General features: G+C 37.4%; 23 protein-coding genes and 1 tRNA gene. 13 read left to right on the forward strand and 11 right to left on the reverse strand.

Translation table 11 applies throughout. The features are described from left to right. The first annotated feature begins 32 nt into the window (after nt 1-32). Entirely contained in the window at nt 33-890 is an 858-nt protein-coding gene (locus tag P7V56_RS00405) for a hypothetical protein (RefSeq protein WP_171222085.1), read from the forward strand. A 55-nt stretch (nt 891-945) separates the two neighbouring features. Here P7V56_RS00405 and rlmN read toward each other — a convergent pair whose 3' ends face one another. Further along, nucleotides 946-1,986 (reverse strand): dual-specificity RNA methyltransferase RlmN, encoded by a 1,041-nt coding sequence (rlmN, locus tag P7V56_RS00410; protein WP_171222084.1) that lies wholly within the window; start codon nt 1,984-1,986, stop codon nt 946-948. Nucleotides 1,987-2,118: 132 nt separating this feature from the next. On the opposite strand from rlmN, the gene P7V56_RS00415 reads away from it, so the two are divergent. Then, the gene (locus P7V56_RS00415) at nt 2,119-2,760 is read left to right on the forward strand and encodes an O-methyltransferase (RefSeq protein ID WP_171222083.1); all 642 of its coding nucleotides are present in this window, start codon (nt 2,119-2,121) and stop codon (nt 2,758-2,760) included. A gap of 16 nt (nt 2,761-2,776) precedes the next feature. Here P7V56_RS00415 and P7V56_RS00420 read toward each other — a convergent pair whose 3' ends face one another. The 6 genes from P7V56_RS00420 to P7V56_RS00445 form a co-directional block, all read right to left on the reverse strand. Continuing rightward, nucleotides 2,777-3,334, reverse strand: a complete 558-nt coding sequence (locus P7V56_RS00420; RefSeq protein ID WP_171222082.1) for a phosphatase PAP2 family protein — start codon at nt 3,332-3,334, stop codon at nt 2,777-2,779. Continuing rightward, nucleotides 3,334-3,657 (reverse strand): Sec-independent protein translocase subunit TatA/TatB, encoded by a 324-nt coding sequence (locus tag P7V56_RS00425; protein WP_171222081.1) that lies wholly within the window; start codon nt 3,655-3,657, stop codon nt 3,334-3,336. Before P7V56_RS00425 ends, P7V56_RS00420 begins: the two co-directional genes overlap by 1 nt. 45 nt (nt 3,658-3,702) lie before the next feature. After that, nucleotides 3,703-5,952 carry a M1 family metallopeptidase gene (locus P7V56_RS00430; protein WP_171222080.1) on the reverse strand — a complete coding sequence of 750 codons (2,250 nt, stop codon included), beginning with the start codon at nt 5,950-5,952 and terminating at the stop codon, nt 3,703-3,705. A 61-nt stretch (nt 5,953-6,013) separates the two neighbouring features. Then, complete coding sequence (locus P7V56_RS00435) at nt 6,014-6,514, reverse strand: DUF6702 family protein (protein ID WP_205959352.1); 501 nt, start codon at nt 6,512-6,514, stop codon at nt 6,014-6,016. A gap of 11 nt (nt 6,515-6,525) precedes the next feature. Further along, nucleotides 6,526-7,287: a hypothetical protein gene (locus tag P7V56_RS00440; protein WP_171222079.1), complete on the reverse strand. Its 762-nt coding sequence runs from the start codon at nt 7,285-7,287 to the stop codon at nt 6,526-6,528. Nucleotides 7,288-7,319: 32 nt separating this feature from the next. Beyond that, nucleotides 7,320-8,087, reverse strand: a complete 768-nt coding sequence (locus P7V56_RS00445; RefSeq protein WP_171222078.1) for a peptidase associated/transthyretin-like domain-containing protein — start codon at nt 8,085-8,087, stop codon at nt 7,320-7,322. Between the two features lie 122 nt (nt 8,088-8,209). On the opposite strand from P7V56_RS00445, the gene pepE reads away from it, so the two are divergent. Further along, nucleotides 8,210-8,917 (forward strand): dipeptidase PepE, encoded by a 708-nt coding sequence (gene pepE / locus P7V56_RS00450; protein WP_171222077.1) that lies wholly within the window; start codon nt 8,210-8,212, stop codon nt 8,915-8,917. 197 nt (nt 8,918-9,114) lie between these two features. Here the strand turns inward: pepE and P7V56_RS00455 are convergent. Further along, nucleotides 9,115-9,187: transfer RNA gene (locus P7V56_RS00455), tRNA-Gly, on the reverse strand. Nucleotides 9,188-9,306: 119 nt separating this feature from the next. Between P7V56_RS00455 and P7V56_RS00460 the strand changes: the two genes are divergently transcribed. Next, nucleotides 9,307-9,753, forward strand: a complete 447-nt coding sequence (locus P7V56_RS00460; protein ID WP_317174651.1) for a GNAT family N-acetyltransferase — start codon at nt 9,307-9,309, stop codon at nt 9,751-9,753. Here P7V56_RS00460 and P7V56_RS00465 read toward each other — a convergent pair. After that, on the reverse strand, nt 9,742-10,449 hold the full coding sequence (locus P7V56_RS00465; protein ID WP_171222076.1) for a murein L,D-transpeptidase catalytic domain family protein: 708 nt from the start codon (nt 10,447-10,449) through the stop codon (nt 9,742-9,744). The genes P7V56_RS00460 and P7V56_RS00465 overlap by 12 nt on opposite strands. 192 nt (nt 10,450-10,641) lie before the next feature. On the opposite strand from P7V56_RS00465, the gene P7V56_RS00470 reads away from it, so the two are divergent. Beyond that, entirely contained in the window at nt 10,642-13,101 is a 2,460-nt protein-coding gene (locus P7V56_RS00470) for a DUF5916 domain-containing protein (protein WP_171222075.1), read from the forward strand. Between the two features lie 75 nt (nt 13,102-13,176). After that, nucleotides 13,177-14,703 (forward strand): 2,3-bisphosphoglycerate-independent phosphoglycerate mutase, encoded by a 1,527-nt coding sequence (gene gpmI, locus P7V56_RS00475; protein WP_171222074.1) that lies wholly within the window; start codon nt 13,177-13,179, stop codon nt 14,701-14,703. 29 nt (nt 14,704-14,732) lie between these two features. Here the strand turns inward: gpmI and P7V56_RS00480 are convergent, their stop codons facing one another. After that, nucleotides 14,733-16,001 carry an acetyl-CoA hydrolase/transferase family protein gene (locus P7V56_RS00480; protein ID WP_171222073.1) on the reverse strand — a complete coding sequence of 423 codons (1,269 nt, stop codon included), beginning with the start codon at nt 15,999-16,001 and terminating at the stop codon, nt 14,733-14,735. Between the two features lie 147 nt (nt 16,002-16,148). Between P7V56_RS00480 and P7V56_RS00485 the strand changes: the two genes are divergently transcribed. The 4 genes from P7V56_RS00485 to P7V56_RS00500 are packed head-to-tail and all read left to right on the forward strand — an operon-like array spanning nt 16,149 to nt 21,227. Next, nucleotides 16,149-16,823: a TetR/AcrR family transcriptional regulator gene (locus P7V56_RS00485; RefSeq protein WP_171222072.1), complete on the forward strand. Its 675-nt coding sequence runs from the start codon at nt 16,149-16,151 to the stop codon at nt 16,821-16,823. A 2-nt stretch (nt 16,824-16,825) separates the two neighbouring features. Next, complete coding sequence (locus tag P7V56_RS00490) at nt 16,826-18,490, forward strand: peptidase domain-containing ABC transporter (RefSeq protein WP_171222071.1); 1,665 nt, start codon at nt 16,826-16,828, stop codon at nt 18,488-18,490. 5 nt (nt 18,491-18,495) lie between these two features. After that, nucleotides 18,496-19,842, forward strand: coding sequence for an HlyD family secretion protein (locus P7V56_RS00495; RefSeq protein ID WP_171222070.1), 1,347 nt, complete (start codon nt 18,496-18,498; stop codon nt 19,840-19,842). Continuing rightward, complete coding sequence (locus tag P7V56_RS00500; RefSeq protein ID WP_171222069.1) at nt 19,842-21,227, forward strand: TolC family protein; 1,386 nt, start codon at nt 19,842-19,844, stop codon at nt 21,225-21,227. The genes P7V56_RS00495 and P7V56_RS00500 overlap by 1 nt, the downstream gene beginning before the upstream one ends. A gap of 13 nt (nt 21,228-21,240) precedes the next feature. Here the strand turns inward: P7V56_RS00500 and P7V56_RS00505 are convergent, their stop codons facing one another. Further along, a complete protein-coding gene (locus P7V56_RS00505) occupies nt 21,241-22,164 on the reverse strand; it encodes a LysR family transcriptional regulator (RefSeq protein WP_171222068.1) in 924 nt (307 codons plus the stop codon). 92 nt (nt 22,165-22,256) lie between these two features. Here P7V56_RS00505 and P7V56_RS00510 point away from each other — a divergent pair, with 92 nt between their 5' ends. From P7V56_RS00510 to P7V56_RS00520, 3 genes are read left to right on the forward strand one after another with little or no spacing between them, the layout of a single operon-like run. Next, nucleotides 22,257-22,436 (forward strand): hypothetical protein, encoded by a 180-nt coding sequence (locus tag P7V56_RS00510; RefSeq protein ID WP_171222067.1) that lies wholly within the window; start codon nt 22,257-22,259, stop codon nt 22,434-22,436. Next, nucleotides 22,433-22,720 (forward strand): hypothetical protein, encoded by a 288-nt coding sequence (locus P7V56_RS00515; protein WP_171222066.1) that lies wholly within the window; start codon nt 22,433-22,435, stop codon nt 22,718-22,720. Before P7V56_RS00510 ends, P7V56_RS00515 begins: the two co-directional genes overlap by 4 nt. Then, the gene (locus tag P7V56_RS00520; RefSeq protein ID WP_205959351.1) at nt 22,704-23,546 is read left to right on the forward strand and encodes a DUF6671 family protein; all 843 of its coding nucleotides are present in this window, start codon (nt 22,704-22,706) and stop codon (nt 23,544-23,546) included. Before P7V56_RS00515 ends, P7V56_RS00520 begins: the two co-directional genes overlap by 17 nt. Nucleotides 23,547-23,552 lie beyond the last annotated feature (6 nt).

The raw sequence follows: 23,552 nt of genomic DNA on the forward strand, positions 1-23,552 counted from the left end.
GATTAAACCTTTTTTGCATTTAATATTCAAACATGAGAACCAAAAAAATAAAAGATATGAAAATTAAAAACCTTATGTTAGGAGCAACATTATCTATGTTCATCCTAAGTTGCAGTAAAGATGACAACAATAGTACTTCAACCGATTTAAACGAAGCTCAAGTTAGTGCCAAAATTGATATGGCCACTGAAGATGTAGCCAAAATTGCCGAAGACCAATACGCACTTCAAGCCAATCCCGGAGCCGGAAGAAGTAGTGAATATGACGTCCAAGCACTTCCCCCTTGTGCCACTGTTGATATCCAATTAACCGCTACTACTTGGACCAGAACCGTAACTTTTGACAACTGTACTTTACCCAACGGAAATGTTATAGACGGAACGATTATCGTAAGCGGAAGTTTGAATTTTGACACCCCATCGCACACTATTAGTTACAGTTTTGTTGATTTTCATCACAACAACATCTTGATAGAAGGCAACAGAACCATAGTGAGAAGCTTACAAAGTACTACTACCTTAGCGGCGGTTCATCCGGTAGCCAATATGTCGATTGATATGACGGTAACTTTCCCTAACGGAAACGTTTACCACAGAGAAGGTAACAGAGTAAGAGAAATGATTGAAGGATTTGGTACTCCAATGGTTTGGGCTGATAATGTGTTTTCAATTTCAGGAAGTTGGACTACTACTTTCCCAGCCGGAACCAGAACTTCAACCATCACAACGCCATTAAGAGTAGAGGCCGATTGCCCACATATTGTTAGCGGAGTGGTAAATACTGTTGGAACCAACAATACAGCAACTTTAGATTACGGAAACGGTGACTGTGACAACCAAGCCACCTTAACAGTTAATGGCAATACCACAACCATCACTCTAGGAAATTAATTTTATTTAAACTTAGTTATAGAAAGAAGAAGCTCCCAAATTTGGGAGCTTTTTTTTATGATTTATTAGCCAATTGACCACAAGCGGCATCAATGTCTTTTCCGCGACTGCGACGTACTTTGGCTACAATATCATATTTGCTCAAAGCTTTGATATAATTATCAATCGCTTCGTCTGAGGCTTGTTGGAATTCCCCATCATCAATAGGGTTGTATTCAATTAAATTGACTTTACACGGAACATATTTACAAAATTTCACAAGAGCATCTATAGAAGCTTTATCATCGTTGATACCTTTCCAAACGACATATTCATAGGTAACTTTGCTTTTTGTTTTTTGGTACCAATACTGCAAAGCTTCTTTCAATTCGGGCAATTGGAAATTTTTAGTGAAAGGCATAATGCGATTTCGGGTTTCTTCTATAGCTGAATGCAATGAAACCGCCAATTTAAACTTGACCTCATCATCCGCCATTTTTTTAATCATTTTAGAAACGCCCGATGTGGAAACCGTAATGCGCTTTGGCGACATCCCTAAACCTTCTTCAGAGGTAATCATGTCAATGGCTTTCATCACGTTGTTATAATTCATCAACGGTTCGCCCATACCCATAAAAACGATATTCGATAACGGACGATTGTAATACAACCGGCTTTCTCGGTCAATCGCCACTACTTGGTCATAAATTTCTCCCGGCTCCAGATTTCGCATTCGTTTCAAACGTGCCGTGGCGCAAAAATTACAATCCAAACTACAACCCACTTGGCTCGAAACACAAGCGGTTGTTCTGGTTTCTGTGGGAATCAAAACACTTTCCACAATTAAACCATCGTGTAAACGAACGGCGTTTTTGACCGTTCCGTCTTCACTGCGTTGCATGGTATCGACTTTGATATGGTTGATAACGAAGTTATTTTCGAGCATCGCACGGGTTTCTTTAGACACATTGGTCATGTCTTCAAAACTATGGGATGCTTTGTTCCATAGCCATTCATAGACTTGATTGCCGCGAAACGCTTTATCGCCATTGGCTACAAAAAAATCGCGCAATTGGGCTTTAGTCAAACTTCGGATGTCTTTTTTCTCGATTTCCATGGCGCAAATTTAGTAATTAGTAATTAGTGATTAGTAATTAGTAGCTATAATCTATAATAAACTGCAGTTTTGATATGCCTTTATAGTTTTGACAACGACATATAATTAGATAACTTTGTAAAAAACAAAACCATGCATTTCCTTTCAGACGAATTAGAAGATTATGTTGCCTTACACTCAGAAAACGAACCTGAATTATTGGCACAACTGAACAAAGAAACCTATCAAAAAATTCTGCAACCTCGCATGTTGAGCGGTCATTTTCAAGGCAGAGTTTTGAGTATGTTGTCAAAGATTATTCATCCGAAGAATGTATTGGAAATTGGCACTTATACCGGTTATGCCACTTTGTGCATGGCAGAAGGTTTAGCTGAAAACGGTGCCATTGACACCATTGATGTAAACGAAGAATTAGTTGATTTCCAACGTAAATATTTTGACCGAAGTGATTGGGGAAATCAAATCATACAACATCTGGGCAGTGCAATTGATATTATCCCGACTTTAAATAAAAAATACGATTTGGTTTTCATTGATGCCGATAAGGACAATTATATCAACTATTTTCATTTGGTAGTACCCATCATGAATAAAGGCGGCATTATCTTATCAGACAATGTGTTGTGGAGCGGAAAAGTTTTAGAAGAAGTGAAACCCAATGATAAAACCACTAAACTTATCATGGAATACAATGAATTATTGAAAAACGATTCGAGAGTAGAAACAGTTTTATTGCCTATTCGTGACGGTTTGACCGTTTCGAGAATTAAATAAAAGTACACAGTTAAAATTACGAAGTACGAAGTATGTATTTTGCGTAGAGTTTGAAACAAATAAATCCTGCAATCGCCCCGAAAGTATACCCAGTTAAGATATCAGTTGGAAAATGTAAACCCAGATAAATTCTGCTATAAGCGAAAATCAATGGGAACAAAAACAACAAATAGGCATGTTTGTAATATCGCTTTAAAATCATAAAAGTCAACACTGTACTAGCCATAGAATTGGTAGCATGACCGGAGAAGAAACTAAAGGAACTACTGGTTTTAACTCGTCTGATAATTTCCCCTATTTCTAAATCATTACAAGGGCGTAAACGCTCAAAACTGTATTTGAAAAGATTTACGGTTTGGTCACAAATGAGAATCATTACAGCGATGAAAAGTACATAGTACCCAAATTTCTTCAAGCCGATTTTCTTTTGCAACCCATAAAAAACCAATAAAAATATTGGCGTCCAATAAAGCTGTTTAGTAATAATTAACCACAACCAATCCCAACGTTCAGAACCTAAACTGTTCAGATAAACCAATAATTCTTTATCGAGGTCAATTATTTTATCCAGCATTAGAATTGTCGTTTGATTGGACCTGACATCGATTCTAAATCTTCGGCTGCTTTGTTGATTTCGGGCAGTATGTTTTCGGAAACATTGCTTTTCACCTTGTCTACTTCATCGGTAAATGTTGAAGTCAACTCTTTTACAGAGCTGTTAATTTCTTGAACATCGGCGCTTTTTTGAATTTCTGATTTGATGTCATTGGTGGCATTTTTCAACTGCGCCATTATTTTACCAAGCGTTCTGGCAATTTCCGGTATCTTATCTGACCCAAAAAGCATCAACGCTATAAAAATGATGAAGATTAATTCGCCGCCGCCTATTCCAAACATATACTGAATTGCTTAATTATGAAGTTGCAAAGTTACAAAGTTCTGTTAATCAAATTTTGATTTTTCAGCTGTTTTTGGCCAAGAATTATTAGACGTATCAATATCGGCAGTTTCTTCCTTAGGATCGACTACAATTTTAGAAACCGCCTTTTTGGTGGCAAAAGTTCGGTTGACTTCTTTATCATTCATTCGCCAAATTTGGGCCGGGAAATAATGATTCTCCGTGGTGCCGTCTTCAAAAGTAATTTCAACAATAATCGGCATCACTAATCCGCCGGGCTTGTTAAAAGTCACTTGGTAGAAATATTTTGGCTCGTTTAATTTGGCTTTTTCTTCGGCACTGAAATTCTTATTCACATAATCCTCCAAGGCTTGAAAATCTTCAATTTTGAAAGGTTTATTCAATTCCGGTTTATATGAAGAGCTGCCTTCGGCTATCATGTAAACCATCGGACCGTTGCGAGAATCTCTGCGACGTCTGGTTTTCATAAAATCGCTAACCTCTTTCGAAGCTTCATTGCTAACAAAATATTTTTTTACTTCTTTGATTCCGATATCATTATAATCTGTAGTATAAAACCAACCTCTCCAAAACCAATCTAAATCAACAGCCGAAGCATCTTCCATCGTTCTGAAAAAGTCTTCAGGAGTTGGGTGTTTGAACTTCCAACGATTGGCGTAGGTTTTAAAAGCATAATCAAACAAATCATGACCCATAATGGTCTCACGCAAGATATTTAAGGCTGTAGCCGGTTTTCCATAGGCATTGTTTCCAAACTGACGCAAACTTTCCGAATTGGTCATAATGGGTTCTAAACCGGTTTGGTCACCGCTCATGTACGGAATAATATTTTTGGCCGGACCACGACGGGTTGGGAAATTAGGGTCGAATGTTTTTTCGGCTAAATATTCCATAAAAGAGTTCAATCCTTCGTCCATCCAAGTCCATTGACGCTCATCGGAATTGACAATCATCGGGAAGAAATTGTGTCCAACTTCGTGACAAATAACACCCAACATGCCGTATTTGGTTTGGTCTGAATATCTTCCTGATTCATCCGGGCGTCCGAAATTCCAACAAATCATTGGATATTCCATGCCTTGGTCGCGGGCATTTATTGAAACTGCTTTTGGATACGGATAATCAAAAGTGTAGCTTGAATAGCTTTTTAACGTATGAGCTACCATAAGCGTAGAATATTCACCCCAAAGCGGATTGCCTTCTTTCGGGTACAAAGAAATCGCCATCGAAGTAGTGCTTCCGGTTTTAACAGCCATCGCATCATAAATAAACTTTCTGGAAGTTGAAATTCCAAAATCACGAACATTTTCCGCTTTGAATTTCCAAGTTTTTTTCTTGGCTGAAAAGCCTTTTTCTGCTGCTTCGGCTTCAGCCTGCGTTACCACCACAACCGGTTTATCAAAAGACTTTTCGGCTTCGGCATATCTTTTTAATTGTTCCGGAGTAAAAACTTCGCTTCTGTTTTGCAAAGTTCCGGTAGCTTCCATAATATGATCGGCAGGAACAGTAATGTTGACTTCATAATTACCAAAAGTCAGTGCAAACTCACCCGAACCCCAAAATTGCATATTCTGCCAACCTTCGACATCACTATAAACTGCCATTCTTGGGTAAAATTGGGCCAAAACGTACAAGTTATTACCATCTTTTTCAAAATGCTCATAGCCTGAACGACCGCCATCTAAAATGTAATTGTTGATGTTGTACCACCATTTGATAGAAAAAGTAATTTTTTCTTTGTTTTTCAAAAGCTTAGGCAACTCTATACGCATCATGGTTTGGTTGATGGTATAGGTCATTGGATTGCCTTGAGCATCTTTGACGTATTCGATTCGGAATCCGCCATCAAAATCTTCTTCTAAATATTTTCTGGAAAAGGCTTGGGCCGAAATTGCCGGATCGGTTTTATTGCTTTCCACCAAAGGCGAATTGGAATTTCTGGCTTTTTCATTTTGGTCTAATTGTACCCAAAGATAATCCAATGATTCCTTAGCATTGTTAGTGTAAGTGATGGTTTCGGTACCGTATAACTTTTGGTTTTTGTCATCCAGTTCTACATCGATTTTATAATCGGCTTGTTGCTGATAATATTCCGGTCCGGGCGCGCCTGAAGCTGTACGATACATATTGGGCGTGGCCAACAAATCGTACATTTGTTTAAATTTATCCGGATTTCTTTCTTCTGATTTGGTTGCTTTTGGTGCTTCTTGAGCTTGGGTTAAACCCATAACAAACAACCCTAAAATTGATAAAACCTTAGTTTTACGATTCATAGCCTAACTTTTTTTAGGTCATAAATGTAAAGAAATTTAAATTGATGGAATAAACCGTAAATTATTTTAACATTCCTTTAGTGATTGACGAAGACAGTAAAAGATTCTGTTTCTTACCGTTATTGTTAAATTGGATGATATTTTGCTGTTCGGAATGAACCTCTGTCAGTATAGAATTTTCAACTTGAATGGAGGAAATTTTTATTATTTCTTTGATACTTAAATAACAAATAACCACGTTACTCTCAACTTCACTGCTAATATAATTATAGGCTTTTGGCTTTCCGTTAATGGTTAGTTTGAAATTTTCGTTCAAATATTTTTTCAGCAATGCGGTATCTTCGGGGGTTTCTTTTTCGGTCCCGATATTGGTGTTTTTTTTATAGGCTTTGGTTACAGCTTCGTTTAAATCATCCATGAAAATTCGCGTTGTAATTTCTACTCTTTTTTTCTGCGGCACAAAATCAATTTGATAAATCGCCACATAAAAACGATGCGCTGCCATCGAACTCAATCCGAAAAAAAACAATAACAAAACAACCGATTTAAATATTCTTTTCATCTTGTAAACTATTATTTGTCGGTAGATTTTATTATGTCTAAATAAGTCGTGACCAACTCACTCATCCTGAACTCTGCCATGCCTTTGTTTTTCTCGTTGATGAGTGTAATCAATTTAGTATCATCAACTATATAATATAGAAATCCTTTGACATGTTCTTCGGGAATTTTGAGTTTTTCAATGAAATAGTCATTCGTAAACTGGTTCTCAATTTTAACCATCATTCGTTCTTTTTTCTCTATTTCAAGTTCTTTTTGCAGCATGGCTTTTCTTCCGCTGATAGCATTTAATATACCATCAACACTCATGCCGCCTAAAGGAATTAATAATGGGCTGTACCAATGAAAAGACTCGGCTGTTCTGAGTCTTCGTTCTGCCGGAGTATATTTTTTGGCCGGTTTTTCCAAAATCCGAAGAGAAACTGCATTGATGTGACTGTAATCTTTGATTTCTACTTCAGACAAATCAATCGTTTTTGGGGTCAAAGTGGTTACCAAAAGTGGTTTGGACAAATCCGCTTCGCTGATGACAATTTTTTGCGTTTCAATTTGCAAACTTTTAAATTCTAGTGTATCGCCCACTTTAACAAATAGAGAATAATTGCCTATTTCATTTGAATTGGTAACTGTTTCCGAACGAAGATTAAAGATATTGACTTCTCCCAATTCTTTGATAGGACATATAATTTTTCCTCTCAAAAAAGTCAGTTCAGTCGATTGACAAAATCCGACACTTTGAATTAATACAAATAGGAAGAAAAATTTAAACTTCATTCTATTGGGTTTTTGAACTTCAAAAATACTAACTATTTATCTTCAGCCTTTAATAAATCTGCATATTTTATAGCCAATTCGGCCAATACAAATGTGGCCATGGTTTTGTTTTTCAAATTCATAGCATTCACAAATCCGGAATCTTCCACTACATAATACCAAAAGCCTTTAACGTACTCTTCGGGGATTTTTAATTTTTTTACAAAATAATCCATGCTGAATTGGTTCTCAATTTTCTGAAGCATCGTTTCTTTTCTTTCTACCTCCAGTTCTTTTTGCAGCATGGCTGTTCGTCCCGACATCCAATTAAACAATGGATCCAAACCGGCTGATGCTCCTGAACTTCCGTTGGTATTGCCCGAAATCCCATCCCCAGAAGCTGTGCGTAATTTTCTTTCTGCCGGTGTGTAGTGTTTGGTATTTTGCGAAATAATACCCAAGGAAACCGCATTGATGTTTTTGTATTGCTTAATGACTAACTCGTCTAATTTATTGACCATAGGTTCTAATTTTACCAAAAATAAATCCTTGTCAAAATCCTCTTGAGAAACCACTATTTTCTTGCTTTTGATTTGTATTGCGGAGAACATCAAAGTATCACCAACACTGACTTTCAACGTAAAATAGCCTTCTTTTTCGGTGGCGGTTGCGGCATTACTTTTAAGATTAATGATATAAATTCCGTCTAAATCGACTGATTCCGAAACGACTTTCCCTTTTGAGGTTTTTACAATATTGTTTTGAGCAGTGGCCACAGTAACGGTCAAAAGCAAACCTATTATTTTAAAAAAGTAATTCATAACGGCGATTAGATTTGGTAAAAATATCTTAGAGCTTTCCTAAATAAATGCCAACGGCTTGGTAATTTTTTGTTAAATAAAAGCGGTAAAAACACTACTTTTGGAGGAGAATCAACTGTAAAATGAAAAAACTAATTATTGCCAGCACATCCACCGTTCACGGTGGCACTTATTTGGATTATTTATTACCCACTTTAGAAAATCACTTCAAAGATTGCCGAGAGATACTTTTTATTCCTTATGCACGTCCCGGAGGGATTTCTCATGAAGATTACACTGCCAATGTTCGTTTGGCTTTCGCCAAAATAAACAAAACCGTCAGAGGATTACATGAATTTGAAAACCCAATTGAAACTATTCAAAAATCACAAGGCATCTTTACCGGCGGCGGCAATACTTTTTTATTGGTTACCCAATTGTATCAAAACAATATCATGGAAATTTTAGCCCAAACGGTTGAAAACGGAACGCCCTATTTAGGGTCAAGCGCCGGAAGTAACATTACCGGATTGACGATGCAAACCACCAATGACATGCCCATTATTTATCCTCCGAGTTTTTCAACCTTGGGATTGATTCCGTTTAATTTGAATCCGCATTATTTAGATCCGGACACAAACAGCAAACACATGGGCGAAACAAGAGAAACCAGAATCAAAGAATTTCATGCGTTTAACACCACTCCGGTTTTAGGATTGCGTGAGGGAAGTTGGCTAGAGGTTACAGGAGACAAAATAACCTTGAAAGGAAGTCTGACAGCTCGATTATTCAGACAAAATGAAACTCCGACAGAATTGGAACCCGAAAGTGATTTGTCTTGGATTAAATAAAAGCTGCGTTAGCGATTGTAGCAAGTACCTTGTACTGCGGAAAGCGCGACCCGAAGGGAAACGCCCTAAAAATAAAAAACCCCAAACTTTCGTTTGAGGCTTTCAGAGCGGAAGACGAGGCTTCCCGAAATATCGGGATAAACTTCTCGCCACAACATAAAAGAAAAAAGTCCCAAACTTTCGTTTGAGACTTTCAGAGCGGAAGACGAGGCTCGAACTCGCGACAACCAGCTTGGAAGGCTGGAGCTCTACCAACTGAGCTACTTCCGCATTTGTGAGTGCAAATATATAGAATAAGTTTGCTTTGATGCAAATTTTTTTTCAGAAAAAATATTGAAGAAAGTTTCATTGTTTATAAACCATAGAAAACCATTTAGTTATAAAAACAGATGATGCCTACCATTAGAAAAATTTCGGCCCAAGAGGCAATTATAGTACGTCATCCTGTTCTCAGAGACGGAAAACCGATAGAGAGTTGTCACTTTGATGGTGATGATTTGACGACCACACAACATTTTGGTCTGTATGAAAGTGAAATTCTTCAAGGTGTTATTTCACTTTTTGAAAACATTCATCCTCTTTTTGAAGAAAAATATCAAATGCAAATCAGAGGTATGGCCGTTTTGGAAAACAATCAGGGCAAAGGTTTCGGAAAACTACTGGTTACGCACAGTGAGCAAATATTAAAAACTAAAAAAACCGATTTGATTTGGTTCAATGCTCGTGAAAATGCCGTTGGTTTCTACCAAAAAATGGGATATGAAATTATTGGAAACTCATTTGATATTCCAAACGTTGGGATACATTATGTAATGTGGAAAAAACTAGGACGCTAACTTTGAGACAATATCTTGTTTGGCTGCAGGATGATAAATAAACAAACAAGATTTGTCCTTAATCACATTAATGATTTTTTGGTTCATTTCCACCGGAACTGCCGGACAACCTTGACTTCTGCCTAACCTTTTGTTTTGTTTGATAAAAGATTCGGAAACATAATCGGCGCCGTGCATAACTACCGCTCTTTCTCTGGCTTTATCGTTTAATCCTTTTTGCAAACCGTCTAATTTTAAAGACATACCGTGTTTACCGTTGTATATTTCCGCTGTGGCATAAAACCCTACACTGCTTTTAAAAGATTCGGCTTGGTTTGAGAAAGCTTTGGCAAATTCTTCCCCTGTATTTCTGCCGTGCGCAACTAAAGTTTGAAACAAAACTTTCTGTTGGTCTAAATCAATTACCCAAAGTCTTTTAGCTGTTGAAGACAAACTAAAATCAACAATGGTTAAAATGTTTTTTTGAATGAGTCCTTTTTCTTTCAAGTAATTAAAGCCGTCCAAAGCTAAATTAAAGCTCTCAAAACTGGGCAACGCAAACGAATTGGCATCTATTTGACTGTAAACAGATACATTTTCTGACGCCTTTTTTTCCGTAGGTTCGAAGGGATTGGTTTTCGGATTTGTTTTGTCGGGAAAGCTGTTGAAAGACATCAACAACAAGAAAAACAACAAAGAGAAAAATTTATAATTCATTGACTGCTATAGGTTTACTATTAGACATGGGTTGGACAAATATATAGTATATTTTAGCAAAACCAAATTATTTCGGTTTTATTAAGCAAATTTTAATCTTTTTTAAATCTGTAGAAATCAATGGGTTTTATTCGAGCAAAGGTTGTAAGTCTCAATTAAATAATTACTTTTGTTTGTCAAACAAAATCATCAATGCCTAAAAAGTCCTACTTTTTTATCACCCTTTTTTTGCTTTTTCCCTGTTTAGTTTTTAGCCAAAAAAAAACGCTTCAAACCCGTTCAACAGATACTAAAATCATTATTGACGGTAAATTTGATGAGTCTGCTTGGAAAGACGCTGAAGTTGCTACCGACTTTCTGATGATTGAACCGGATAACGGCAAACTAATAGCTGACGCAAAAAAGACTGAGGTTAAAATCATTTACGACAACAGTGCCGTATACATTGCTGCTACGATGTATGATGATGAACCCAATAAAATTTTAAAAGAGTTTACTTTGAGAGATGATTTTGCCGTAGCCGATCATTTTGGTGTTTTGCTTAATGGTTATAATGACGGTCAGCAAGAATTTCGATTTTTCGTCAGCGCAGCCGGTGTCCAACAAGATGGCGTGTATACAGAATCCTATGGCGAAGATTTTTCTTGGGATGCTATTTGGGACAGTCATGTTGAAATTACCAACTTTGGCTGGACCGTTGAAATGAGAATTCCCTATGCAGCACTTCGTTTTCCGCCGGAAAAAAAACAAACTTGGGGCTTGAATTTTTACCGTGAAATCCGCCGTGATCGCCAACAATATTCTTGGTCGCTTTTAGATCGAAAAATTGAAAACGAAAGTATTCAAGCCGGCGTCTTGGAAGGCATAGAAAACATTGAAACCCCTACTCGTTTGTTTCTGATTCCTTACGCTTCTCAATATCTTTATTCGAATACTTCCCAAAAAACTTACGGAGAATTTCGTGGCGGAATGGACATCAAATACGGCATCAACGACGCTTTTACCTTGGACGCAATTTTGATACCCGATTTTGGTCAGACTAAATTTGACAATGTAGAATTGAACCTGACGGCTTTTGAACAACAATTCGCCGAAAACCGTCCTTTTTTTACAGAAGGAACAGATATGTTCAGCAAAGGCGATTTGTTGTACACCAGAAGAATTGGAGAAACGCCTGATTATTTAACCGTAGCCGATAATGAAACCGTTTTAGACCAACCCAGTACTATCAGACTTATTAATGCTTTCAAAGTTTCGGGCAGAACAAAAAGCGGATTGGGTATTGGCGTACTGAATGCTGTTTCGGAAAAAACAAGTGTTCACATCAGAAACAATGACACTAACACAACCCGACTCGAAACCCTATCGCCTTTAACCAATTATAATGTATTGGTGCTCGACCAACGGTTTCGCAAAAACTCTTCTGTTTCGCTTGTTAACACCAATGTAACTCGTAACGGAGAATTTAGAGATGCCAATGTTTCGGCTTTGGTTTGGGATTTGAATACGAAGAAAAACACCTATAATATTTCAGGGAATTTCAAGTACAGTTATATCAATAATTATTTTGATCTTGAAGATAAAAAAGGCATCAGTTCTTATTTCAATATTGGAGAAACTAGTGGTAAATACCGATACAGTATAGGTGGCGTTTATGCATCTGATGATTTTGACAATAATGATTTAGGCATCAATTTTCAAACACATTATCACGGATTTTATGCCAACTCGAGTTACCGAATTGTAAACCCAAACAGCGTCTTCAATACTTTCTTTGCCAATTTAAATTCTTACACCGAATTTGACAACAGAACCGGCAGAATCCAATCAGGTTACATGCGTTTGAACTTTAACACTACCGATAAGAAAAATGATTACTTCGGCTTCGGAGCTACTGTTAATCCTTTAAAAGTTTACGATTTTTACGAACCGCGCTCTTTCAACGAAGAACGATTTGTAACCATACCGGATAATTACAATGCTTACTTCTATTTTTCAAGCAATTATAACCGAAAATGGGCATTAGACATCAATCCGTTTGTCACAAAGTTCAATGAGAAAGGACGCATGAATTACGGATTTGTTTTAAGTCCGAGATATCGTTTCAGTGACCGATTGTCTTTGGTTTACAACTTTACTTTCAACCGACAAAATAATAATATCGGTTGGATTGCTTTTGATGAAAATAACAATACCATTTTCGCCCGAAGAAACCGAATTACATACACCAATACAATACAAGGCAAGTATTCTATCAACAACAAAATGAACTTTAACCTAAATGTCCGCCACTATTGGTCATTTGTAACCAATCATGACATCCTGACCTTACAAGATGATGGTGGATTTATTCAAAATACTACATACACCGAAAACCGAAATTCAAACCTCAACCTTTGGAACTTAGATTTGACTTATTCTTGGTGGTTCGCTCCGGGAAGTCAAGTTTCTGTTTTATACCGAAATAATTCGGCTTTGTTCAGCCGAGAATTTGACCGCCAGTTTGAATCTAATATACGCGATGCGGTAAACAATGAGAATTTAAACCACGTTTTCTCCATTAGCATCCGCTATTTTATTGATTATAACACCGTGAAAAATTCTAAATTCTACAAATCTTTCACCAAACCCAAGGAAAGGATTCACTTCTAAAAATCAAATTTTAGCCTTACCTTTGTTCTTCACCTTAGGCAAAAAGCCAAGTTACAATTAATACATTTTTTTTCGATGAATAAGAAAGTAATTCTGATGATTTTAGACGGTTGGGGAAAATCACCCGACCCGAAAGTTTCCGCCATTGACAACGCCAATGTTCCGTTTATAAACGGTTTATATAAACAATATCCCAATGCCCAACTCCGAACCGACGGCCTAAACGTAGGCTTACCCGAAGGTCAAATGGGGAATTCCGAAGTCGGTCACATGAATCTTGGTGCCGGAAGAATTGTATATCAGGATTTAGCCAAAATTAACTTGGCTGTGGCTCACAAAACTATGGCACAAGAAAAACCTTTGGTTGCTGCTTTTCAATACGCTAAGGACAATAACAAAGCCGTTCACTTTTTGGGATTGGTTTCCGATGGTGGCGTGCATTCGCATACCTCTCATTTGCGCAGTTTGATTGATGTTTCACAGGATTTCGGTCTTCAAAAAGTTTTTGTTCACGCCTTTACTGATGGTCGCGATGTAGACCCAAAATCAGGTAAAAAATACATCCAAGATTTAGAAAATTATATTCAAAATACTTCGGCTAAAATTGCTACCGTTATTGGTCGTTATTATGCCATGGACCGAGACAAACGTTGGGAACGCGTAAAACTCGCTTATGATTTACTAGTAAACGGCACGGGAAAACACAGCACCAATTTGGTCCAAGACATAGCCGAGAGTTATGCCGAAAATATAACCGATGAATTTATCCAACCTTTAACGGCGGTGGATTCGAATGACCAACCATTGGCCACTATTCAAAACGATGATGTGGTGGTTTTCTTCAACTTCAGAACTGATAGAGGAAGAGAATTGACCGAGGCGCTTTCGCAAAAAGATTTCCACGAATTCAACATGCACAAACTCAATTTATACTATGTGACGATGACCAATTACGATGACACTTATGAAAATGTACACGTGATTTATGACAAAGACAACATCACTGAAACGTTGGGCGAGGTATTGGAAAAACATAATAAAACCCAAATTCGCATAGCCGAAACCGAGAAATATCCGCATGTAACTTTCTTCTTTTCGGGCGGAAGGGAAATTCCGTTTAGAGGTGAAACCCGCATTTTGAGAAACTCTCCTAAAGTAGCCACTTACGATTTGCAACCCGAGATGAGCGCTTACGAACTCAAAGACGCTTTGGTTCCCGAATTACAAAAAGGCGAAGTAGATTTCGTTTGTTTGAACTTTGCCAATGGCGACATGGTAGGTCATACCGGCATAATGGAAGCCGCAATTAAAGCCTGTGAAGCCGTTGACATTTGCGTAAAAGAGGTCGTTGAAACGGCTTTAGCTCATGATTATACCACCATCATCATAGCCGATCACGGTAATTGTGAAACCATGATAAACCCTGACGGTTCGCCAAACACTGCGCACACCACCAATCCGGTGCCGATTATCATGGTCGATAAAGACCATATTCGTGTTCACGATGGTGTTTTAGGCGATATTGCTCCGACCATTTTAGAACTCATGGGCATTCCAAAACCTGAAGTCATGACCGGAAAATCACTTTTGGTACGATTATAAAAAAATCCCCTCAATTGAGGGGATTTTTTTTATTTCAACATTTCATAATAACTTCTTTCAATACTTTCCTGATGGGTTGGGTGTGCAATTTTGACCATTTCGGCTATACGTTGTTTTAAGGTTTTGCCATATAAGTTGGCAATGCCGTTTTCAGTAATGATATATTGCACGTGGGAACGGGTAGAAACTACGCCGGCGCCTTGTTTTAAATAAGGAACAATTCTGCTTTCGCCTCTTTTGGTGATGGACGGTAATGCAATAATCGCTTTTCCGCCTTCGCTTAAGGAAGCGCCACGGATAAAATCCATTTGACCACCAACACCGGAATACATTTTGGCTCCAATAGAATCGGCACATACTTGTCCGGTCACATCAACTTCAATCGCAGAATTGATAGCTACCATTTTGGGGTTTTTACGAATACGAGCCGTGTCATTGACCATCGAAGATTCCTTCATTTCTATAAACGGATTGTCATTGACAAAGTCATACAAGCGTTTGGAACCAATCAAGAAAGTAGCTAAAACTCTACCTCGCAAAGTGCCTTTGTAATTACAATTGATAACGTCACTTTCTATCAAATCAATCACACCGTCGGAGAACATTTCGGTGTGTAAGCCTAAATCTTTGTGGTTTTTTAATTTACTTAAAGCCGCATTCGGAATAGAACCAATACCCATTTGTAAAGTGCTTCGGTCTTCAATTAAGGAAGCTACATACTCGCCTATTTTCTCTTCTTCTTTGGAAAAAGGCGTTGGTGCGTGACCAAAAATGGGTTCGTTGACTTCTACCAAATAATCTATTTCGGAGACATGCAAAATCCCGTCGCCAAACGTTCTCGGCATTTGCGGATTGACTTGGGCGATGACAATTTTGGCATTTTCAATCGCCGCCACTGTGGCTTCTACTGAAACACCCAGCGAACAATAACCGTGTTTGTCCGGTGGTGAAACGTGGATAAAAGCTACGTCAATCATCAATACTTTTTTACGAAACAGATGTGGCAACTCGCTCAAGAAAACCGGAGTATACGAACCGTTTCCGGCGGTTAACGTGTGGCGAACATTGGCACCGATAAAGAAAGAATTAACATGAAAACTATCGGCTAATTCAATATTGGCATAAGGTGCCGGACCTTCGGTGTGCAAGTGACAAACCTCAACATTCCGAAGTTCTGCGGCTCTGTCGGCTAAGGCTTTGGTTAAAACGGTTGGTGTAGCCGCCGCTGCTTGAACATAAACCCTATCATTTGATTTTACTACTTTGACTGCTTCTGCAGCCGTAACATATTTACTCATACCTGAAAATTTTGTTCAAAATTATGTCGGAATACCCTATAAAAATATGACATTTCTCATGAGAGAAGATTTAAATAATTTATAAATAAAAGTTAAAATTTCAATATTGATAGTATTACTATTATATTTGCATCAAATATTATTGATATGAATTCAATACTCTCTAATTTGAAAATTCAGGTAAATGAAAAAATTTACGTGAAAGACCCGGAAACCTCAACGCTTGGAAAAAAAATCATTCAAGAAAGCATCTTGTTAATTGATGAAGTTGGTTTTGAAGATTTCACCTTCAAAAAGTTGGGTGAGCGAATTGGCTCAAATGAAAGCTCGTTGTACCGCTATTTTGAAAACAAACACAAATTATTACTCTATTTGTCGTCTTGGTATTGGGGTTGGATGGAATACCGAATGGTTTTTTCTACCTCAAACATTGTTGACCCTATGGAAAAACTCAAAAGAGCTATTACCATAGTTACCGAAAAAATTGAAGATGACTCAACCACGCTACACATCAATGAATCGGTTTTGAATAAAATTATTATTGCTGAATTTACCAAAACACTCTTGACCAAAGAAGTGGATACCGAAAACAAGGAAGGTTTCTTTTTGGTTTACAAAAGAGTAATTAACCGCATCATTGATATCATCCAGGAAGTCAATCCGGAGTATACTTATGCCAAAACCTTAGCTTCTTCTATAGTTGAAGGTTCTTTGCACCAACATTTTCTGAAAGATCATTTAAAAACGATTACCAACTGTAACGAGAACAATTCTCCAACCCAATTTTACATTGATTTGGTTCAAAAAACTTTAACTAATTAGTTATGACACTTACTGCTTCACAAAGATTAATCAACCTACTGAAACTCGACCGAAAAGATATTTTACAAGTCTTTTTTTACGCCATTTTTGCCGGATTGGTCAGTTTGTCTTTACCACTCGGAATTCAAGCCATCATTAACTTGATTCAATCCGGAAGAGTCAGCGTATCTTGGATTGTGCTCGTTTTCATAGTGATTGCCGGAGTTGCCTTAGTCGGAATTCTGTCACTAATGCAATTGCGCATCACTGAAAATTTACAACAAAAAATATTCATTCGCTCTTCGTTTGAGTTTGGATTTAGACTGCCGAAAATTAGAACCGAAGCGCTGCACAACCAATATCCGCCTGAGTTGGCCAATCGTTTTTTTGACACATTAACCATTCAAAAAGGCGCTTCAAAATTGTTGATTGACTTTTCCTCGGCATTACTGCAAATTGTATTTGGAATTATATTGCTGTCGTTATACCATCCGTTTTTTATCTTCTTTGGAATTTTTCTGATTCTTTTACTGTACATTATTTTTAGATTCTCTTTTAATTCCGGTTTGTCAAGCAGTTTGAAAGAATCGAAATTCAAATATAAAGTGGTAAGTTGGTTACAAGAAATGGCGCGAAATAATTTCAGCTTTAAAAAGTCATCCAATTTCGACTTTGCTTTAACCAAAAACGACCGTTTAGTTTCGGAATACCTAATCCATCGTGAAAGACATTTTGGGGTTATCAAAAGACAATTCACCCAATTGATTGTTTTCAAAATCATCATCACTGCAGGATTATTACTCATTGGCGGCTATTTGGTTTTAAACCAAAAAATGAATATTGGTCAATTCGTTGCGGCAGAAATCATCATTTTATTGGTCATCAATTCTGTTGAAAAAATTGTAATCGGATTAGAAACCTTGTACGATGTATTGACTGCTGTAGAAAAAATTGGTCAAATAACCGACTTAGAAATAGAAGAATCATCGGCTAAATCAGCGGATTATTGCTATACCAACATTCAATTGGCGGCTGAAAATTTAAGCTATAAATTTCCTGACTCAACGAATTATGTTTTAGAAAAGATTAATCTGACCATCGAGCAATCGGAAAAAATATATTTGGAAGGATTAAACGGCTCGGGCAAAACCACTTTAATTCGTATTCTTTCCGGGTTGTTAAAACCAACTTCGGGTTCGTTTTATATCAATGATGATACTTATCGAAAAATTGATTTAGAACAATACCGCTCGCAAATCAGCACCATTATAACGGGTGAAACTCCTTTTGAAGGAACGATTCTGGAAAACATCACTTTCAACAATCCATTGATTTCTCAAGAAGATTTAAAATGGGCGATTGAAAGTGTGAATTTGGGTGATTTTATCAAGTCGTTGCCCAAAGGTTTGGATACCAAAATATATCCCGAAGGCAAGCAGTTGTCTTCTTCCAATGCACAGAAAATCCTTTTGGCCAGAAGCATTATCAACCGACCTAAAATTCTGTTCTATGAAGATGCATTAGACAAAATGGATAATGATGCGGCCAAAGAAGTCATCGATTTTATTACTTCAAATGACAATAAATGGACCTTAATTGTTTCCTCTAAAAACGACTATTGGAAACAAAAATGCACCCGAAACATCATTATGAACGAAGGAAAAATCATTAACGATACTAAAAAATAATTACGATGCTCAACATTTCCAACAACAATCGAATTGGCGAAAGCATAGAGAAATACAGCACTTTTAAAACGCTGAGCAACCGACCGCATTACAAAATTTTAAACAAAATCATAATCGGAGTTTCGCTATTGGGTTTACTGATCTTGTTTTTGCCCTGGACACAAAATATCTCAGGAACAGGCGCCGTGACAACTTTAAAACCGGATCAAAGACCGCAAACCATCCATTCTGCTATTGCGGGACGAATTGAAAAATGGTATGTCAAAGAAGGTGATTTTGTGCAAAAAGGCGATACGATTCTCTTTATTTCGGAAACCAAAGAAGATTATCTCGACCCGAATTTGGTCAAAAACACCGAAAGCCAACTCAAAGCTAAAGAGCTGGCCGGAAAATCTTATGGTGGTAAAGTTACTTCGTTGGCAGCCCAAATTGCCGCAATCCAAAATGAACGCCAATTAAAACTGCAACAAGCCCAAAATAAAATCAAACAATCCCGATTAAAAGTCAAAAGCGACAGCATGGATTTGGTAGCCGTTCGAACTCAAATAAAAATCGCGACCACACAATTCAACCGTTCGGTGGCTTTAAACAAAGAAGGTTTAAAACCTATGACCGATGTTGAAGAAAAACGCTTGAAATTACAAGAAACCGAAGCCAAGATTATCACACAAGAAAACAAGCTTTTGGCCAGCGAAAACGAATTGATTAATGCCAAAGTAGAAATCAACCGCATCATCGCCGAATACAATGAAAAAGAGCAAAAAGCCCGAAGCGACCAATACACGGCACTCAGCAGTCAGTATGACACGGAAGCTCAAGTCAACAAGCTCAAAAACCAATATACCAATTACCAAATTCGAAACGGCATGTATTACATCAAAGCGCCGCAAAGCGGTTATGTCAACCGAGCGTTACAATCGGGTATTGGTGAAACAATTAAAGAAGGCACTCAAATTGTAAGCATCATGCCGGCGAAATATGATATTGCGGTAGAGACTTTTGTTACACCAACCGATTTACCATTATTGCACAAAGGTGAAAAAGTGAGAATTTGGTTTGACGGTTGGCCTACTATTGTTTTCTCGGGTTGGCCCAATATGTCTTATGGTACTTTTGGCGGAAAGATTGTGGCCATTGAAAACTTTATCAGTGATAACGGAAAATTCAGGGTTTTAATTGCTCCTGATGAAAATGATGTGCCTTGGCCAAAACAAATCAGCATCGGTTCGGGAGCGCAAACCTTGGCTTTGTTAGACAATGTGCCCGTTTGGTTTGAAATTTGGCGAACGCTCAATGGTTTTCCACCAAATTATTACCAACCTAAAAACAACCTTCAAAAAGACAAAAAGTAATGAAATCAATCCTTTTAGGTTTTTTATTTTTGGGATTCACGGTTTGGAGTCAAAATACTACCAAAGAACTCAGCTATAATGAGTTTTTAGGGTATGTCAAAAAATACCATCCGTTGGTTAAAAGTGCCAACTTAGAACTCAATCAGGCACAAGCCAATTTAATGATGGCGCGCGGTGGTTTTGACCCTAAGATTGAAGTCGATTTTGAACAGAAAAAATTCAAAGACAACGAATATTATTCGATACTAAACAGCAGTTTTAAAATTCCGACTTGGTACGGCATTGAAGTCAAAGCCGGATTTGACAACAACGACGGTATTTATCTGAATCCAGAAAATACGGTTCCGAATCAAGGTTTGACTTCGCTTGGCATTTCGATTCCGTTGGGACAAGGCTTATTCATTAACCAACGCATGGCCGATTTGCGCAAAGCCAAAATTCAAGTCAAATTGAGTCAGGCCGAACGAAATTTAATGGCGGTTTCAGTGTTGTATGACGCTTCAGTGGCTTATTTCAATTGGAAGAGAAATTTTAACGAGGTCACTTTGTACCAAAATTATTTAACCAATGCCGAAGTGCGTTATAAAGGTATCACAAAATCCATTGAAGAAGGCGACAAACCGGCCATTGACAGCGTAGAAGCCGGAATCATAGTGAGAAACCGAAAGTTAAGCTTGGAAGAATCGAGATTAAAATTGACAAAAGCCCAATTGGAATTGGCTAACTTTCTTTGGTTAGAAAATAATGTGCCGCTCGAATTGCAAGACGATATCGTACCTGAGGAAAATTTGGCTGCGACCATCAAAGAAACGTTACGCACTAACGACTTGATGTTAGAAAATCCTTCTTTAGAAAACCATCCGAAAATCAACGCATTGGAAAACAAAATCGAAATACTCGAAGTCGAACGAAAATTGAAAGCCAATATGCTTTTACCTAAAATCGATTTGGGTTACTCGTATTTATCGGAGCCGAGTTACTTTGACAATTACCGATTTCAGGATTATAAAGTAGGCGTGAATTTTTCCTTTCCGGTGTTTTTGCGCAAAGAACGCGGGAGTTTACAGTTGGCTAAATACAAATTGCAAGATGTAAAATTCGATTTAGATTTGGAACGGGTACAATTGAAGAATAAAATCAAAGCGCAACAAACCGAAATCGCTTCACTCGAAAAACAGCAACAGCTCATCAATAATTTAGTAGCGGATTACAGTACGATGTTGGCTTCCGAAGAACGCCTTTTCTCCTTTGGCGAAAGCTCTGTCTTTTTAATCAATTCGCGCGAAAACAATTTGGTTTCCGCCCAACTTTCAAAACTGCAAATAGAAAACCGGTTTTTCGACTCTAACGCAACGCTGTTTAAAATCATGGCGAATCCCGAGTAATTTCAGACAGTCATTAAAAGGAATCTATCCATGAAAAGTTTTTGTTTTTGATGCTTTCCTTTTCTTTTTTAATAAAATCCAAATAAGCTGTAGCTGCCGGACTCATTTTTTTACCCTTTAACCAAATTAAAGTCCAATTGGTGATAATAGGCAAACCCTTGGAAGGCAAGATTGTAATACTGTTGTTTTCAAGCTCATTTTTTAAACCGATTAAGGGCATAATCGAAACCCCTAAGCCTGCAATCACCGCCTGTTTGACAGCTTCATTGGAGGTCAATTGCAGTTTTGTTCTGGCCTTAATTCCTTGCTTATTTAGATAGCTTTCCATAGCGATTCGTGTGGCAGATCCTTCTTCACGGTAAATAAGAGAGGTGTTGGAGAGGAATTCATTTGCTCTTTTAGGATTATTCAATTCCGTTTTTTGATTGGCAACTAAAAACAACTTATTATCCATTAAAACCTCGGATTCTACTTCAATTCCTGAGGGCAAGGTAGAAACCAAGGCAAAATCAACTTCATTATTTTTGAGGGCTTTGATTACTTTTAGCTTATTAGCAACATCCACATCTAGCTCTACACCTTTATTATTGTTGGTAAAATCAGACAAAAAATAAGGCATAACATATTTTCCTGTTGACACTACGGATATCCTGAGTTTGCCACTTAAAATCCCTTTAAATGCCAGAGTTTTGTAATTGATGCTATGCACTTCATTGACTATGTTTTCGGCGGCTAAGGCAATTTCTTTTCCAAAATCGGTCACAAATAATTTCCTTCCTATTACTTCTGTAAGCGGAATTTCAAACTGATCCTGAAGATTTTTTAACTGAATAGATACGGCGGGTTGCGTGAGATGTAACTCTTCCGCGGCTTTTGTTATGCTTTTAGTTTGTGTGATTTTTAAGAATACTTGCAGTTGATGTAAAGTATAATTCATAAATTATGTTTATGTATATTATAACAAATATAAATAAAAATATATGAAAAGTAATATAGAATTTTGTCCAGTAATTCAACAACATCATAAATATGAAACAAGCTATGGAGAAAATAACCGATAAACTGGCACTAGTTATATTATTGGCTTTATTGTTAGGAGGATTGGCTTTGAACTTCTTGTTGCCAAAAAATATTATTTCGTTTGCTTTGCTGGGCTTAGGCGTGATTATAACATTATACCAACTAAAAAAAATAAATTTAAAATTATGAAAGTTCAAACTAAAAAAGAGATTAAATTAATTGATGGTGTTTTTACCCCAAGCGAAGCAAAGTCGATACTCGTTACCATGATAGATAATAAAATAAATTATCACAAACTAGACGATTTTAGCAATCACATCAGAACAGATCGCCATCCGCATCATTCTAAAAAAAGAGTTGAAGAGTTACTGGAAACTAAAATTCAACTTCGCTCTTGGCTTGATTTAGTTGAACATCCTTCTTTGAAAATAAAAGGCACTATTACGATTGAATTAGATGAAGATATTCAATAATCGAAAACTATTAGTAGCCACAAAACACCATAAAGAAAAGGTTATTGCTCCTTTATTCGAAAAAAAACTAGGTGTTCGCTGTTTTACTTCTGATGAATTTGACACCGATACTCTGGGAACTTTCTCAGGTGAAGTATCCAGAAAAGATGATGCTCTAACGACCCTTAGAAAAAAATGTATCCTTGCTATGGAAAAGAATCATTGTGATTTGGTTATCGCTAGTGAAGGGTCGTTTGGAGTTCATCCTTCAGTTTTTTTTGCCTCGGCAGATGATGAATTAATAATGCTAAAAGACGCTAAAAACGACTTGGAAATTGTAGCTCGGGAAATAAGTTTAGACACCAATTTCAATGCATCCGTCATTACTAATGAAAGTGATTTACTAGCCTTTGCCCAACGAGTTCAGTTCCCATCACATGCTCTCATTTTAAAACCGGCTGAGAACAATTTCAGCAAAATCGTAAAAGGAATTAACGACTCTGAAAATTTAAAGAAATATGTCAACGAATTTATAAATGAATTCGGAATGGCCTATGTGGAGACCGATATGAGAGCCCAGTTCAACCCAACCCGAATGAAAGTCATTGAAAAAGCGGCTCAAAAACTGCTTCAAAACGTTCAATCCACTTGCCCGAATTGTAAATCGCCCGGATTTGCAATCACCAAAGCCATTCCCGGTTTGCCTTGTAGTTGGTGCAAAAAACCAACAGATTCAACACTAAGCTACTTGTATACATGCAACAAATGTGAATTCACCAAAGAAGCGTTATTTCCACACCAAAAAAACACAGAAGACCCAACCTATTGCCATTTGTGTAATCCGTAAAACAAA

This window comes from Flavobacterium sp. IMCC34852, from assembly GCF_030643905.1.
Taxonomy (GTDB): Bacteria; Bacteroidota; Bacteroidia; order Flavobacteriales; family Flavobacteriaceae; genus Flavobacterium; species Flavobacterium rivulicola.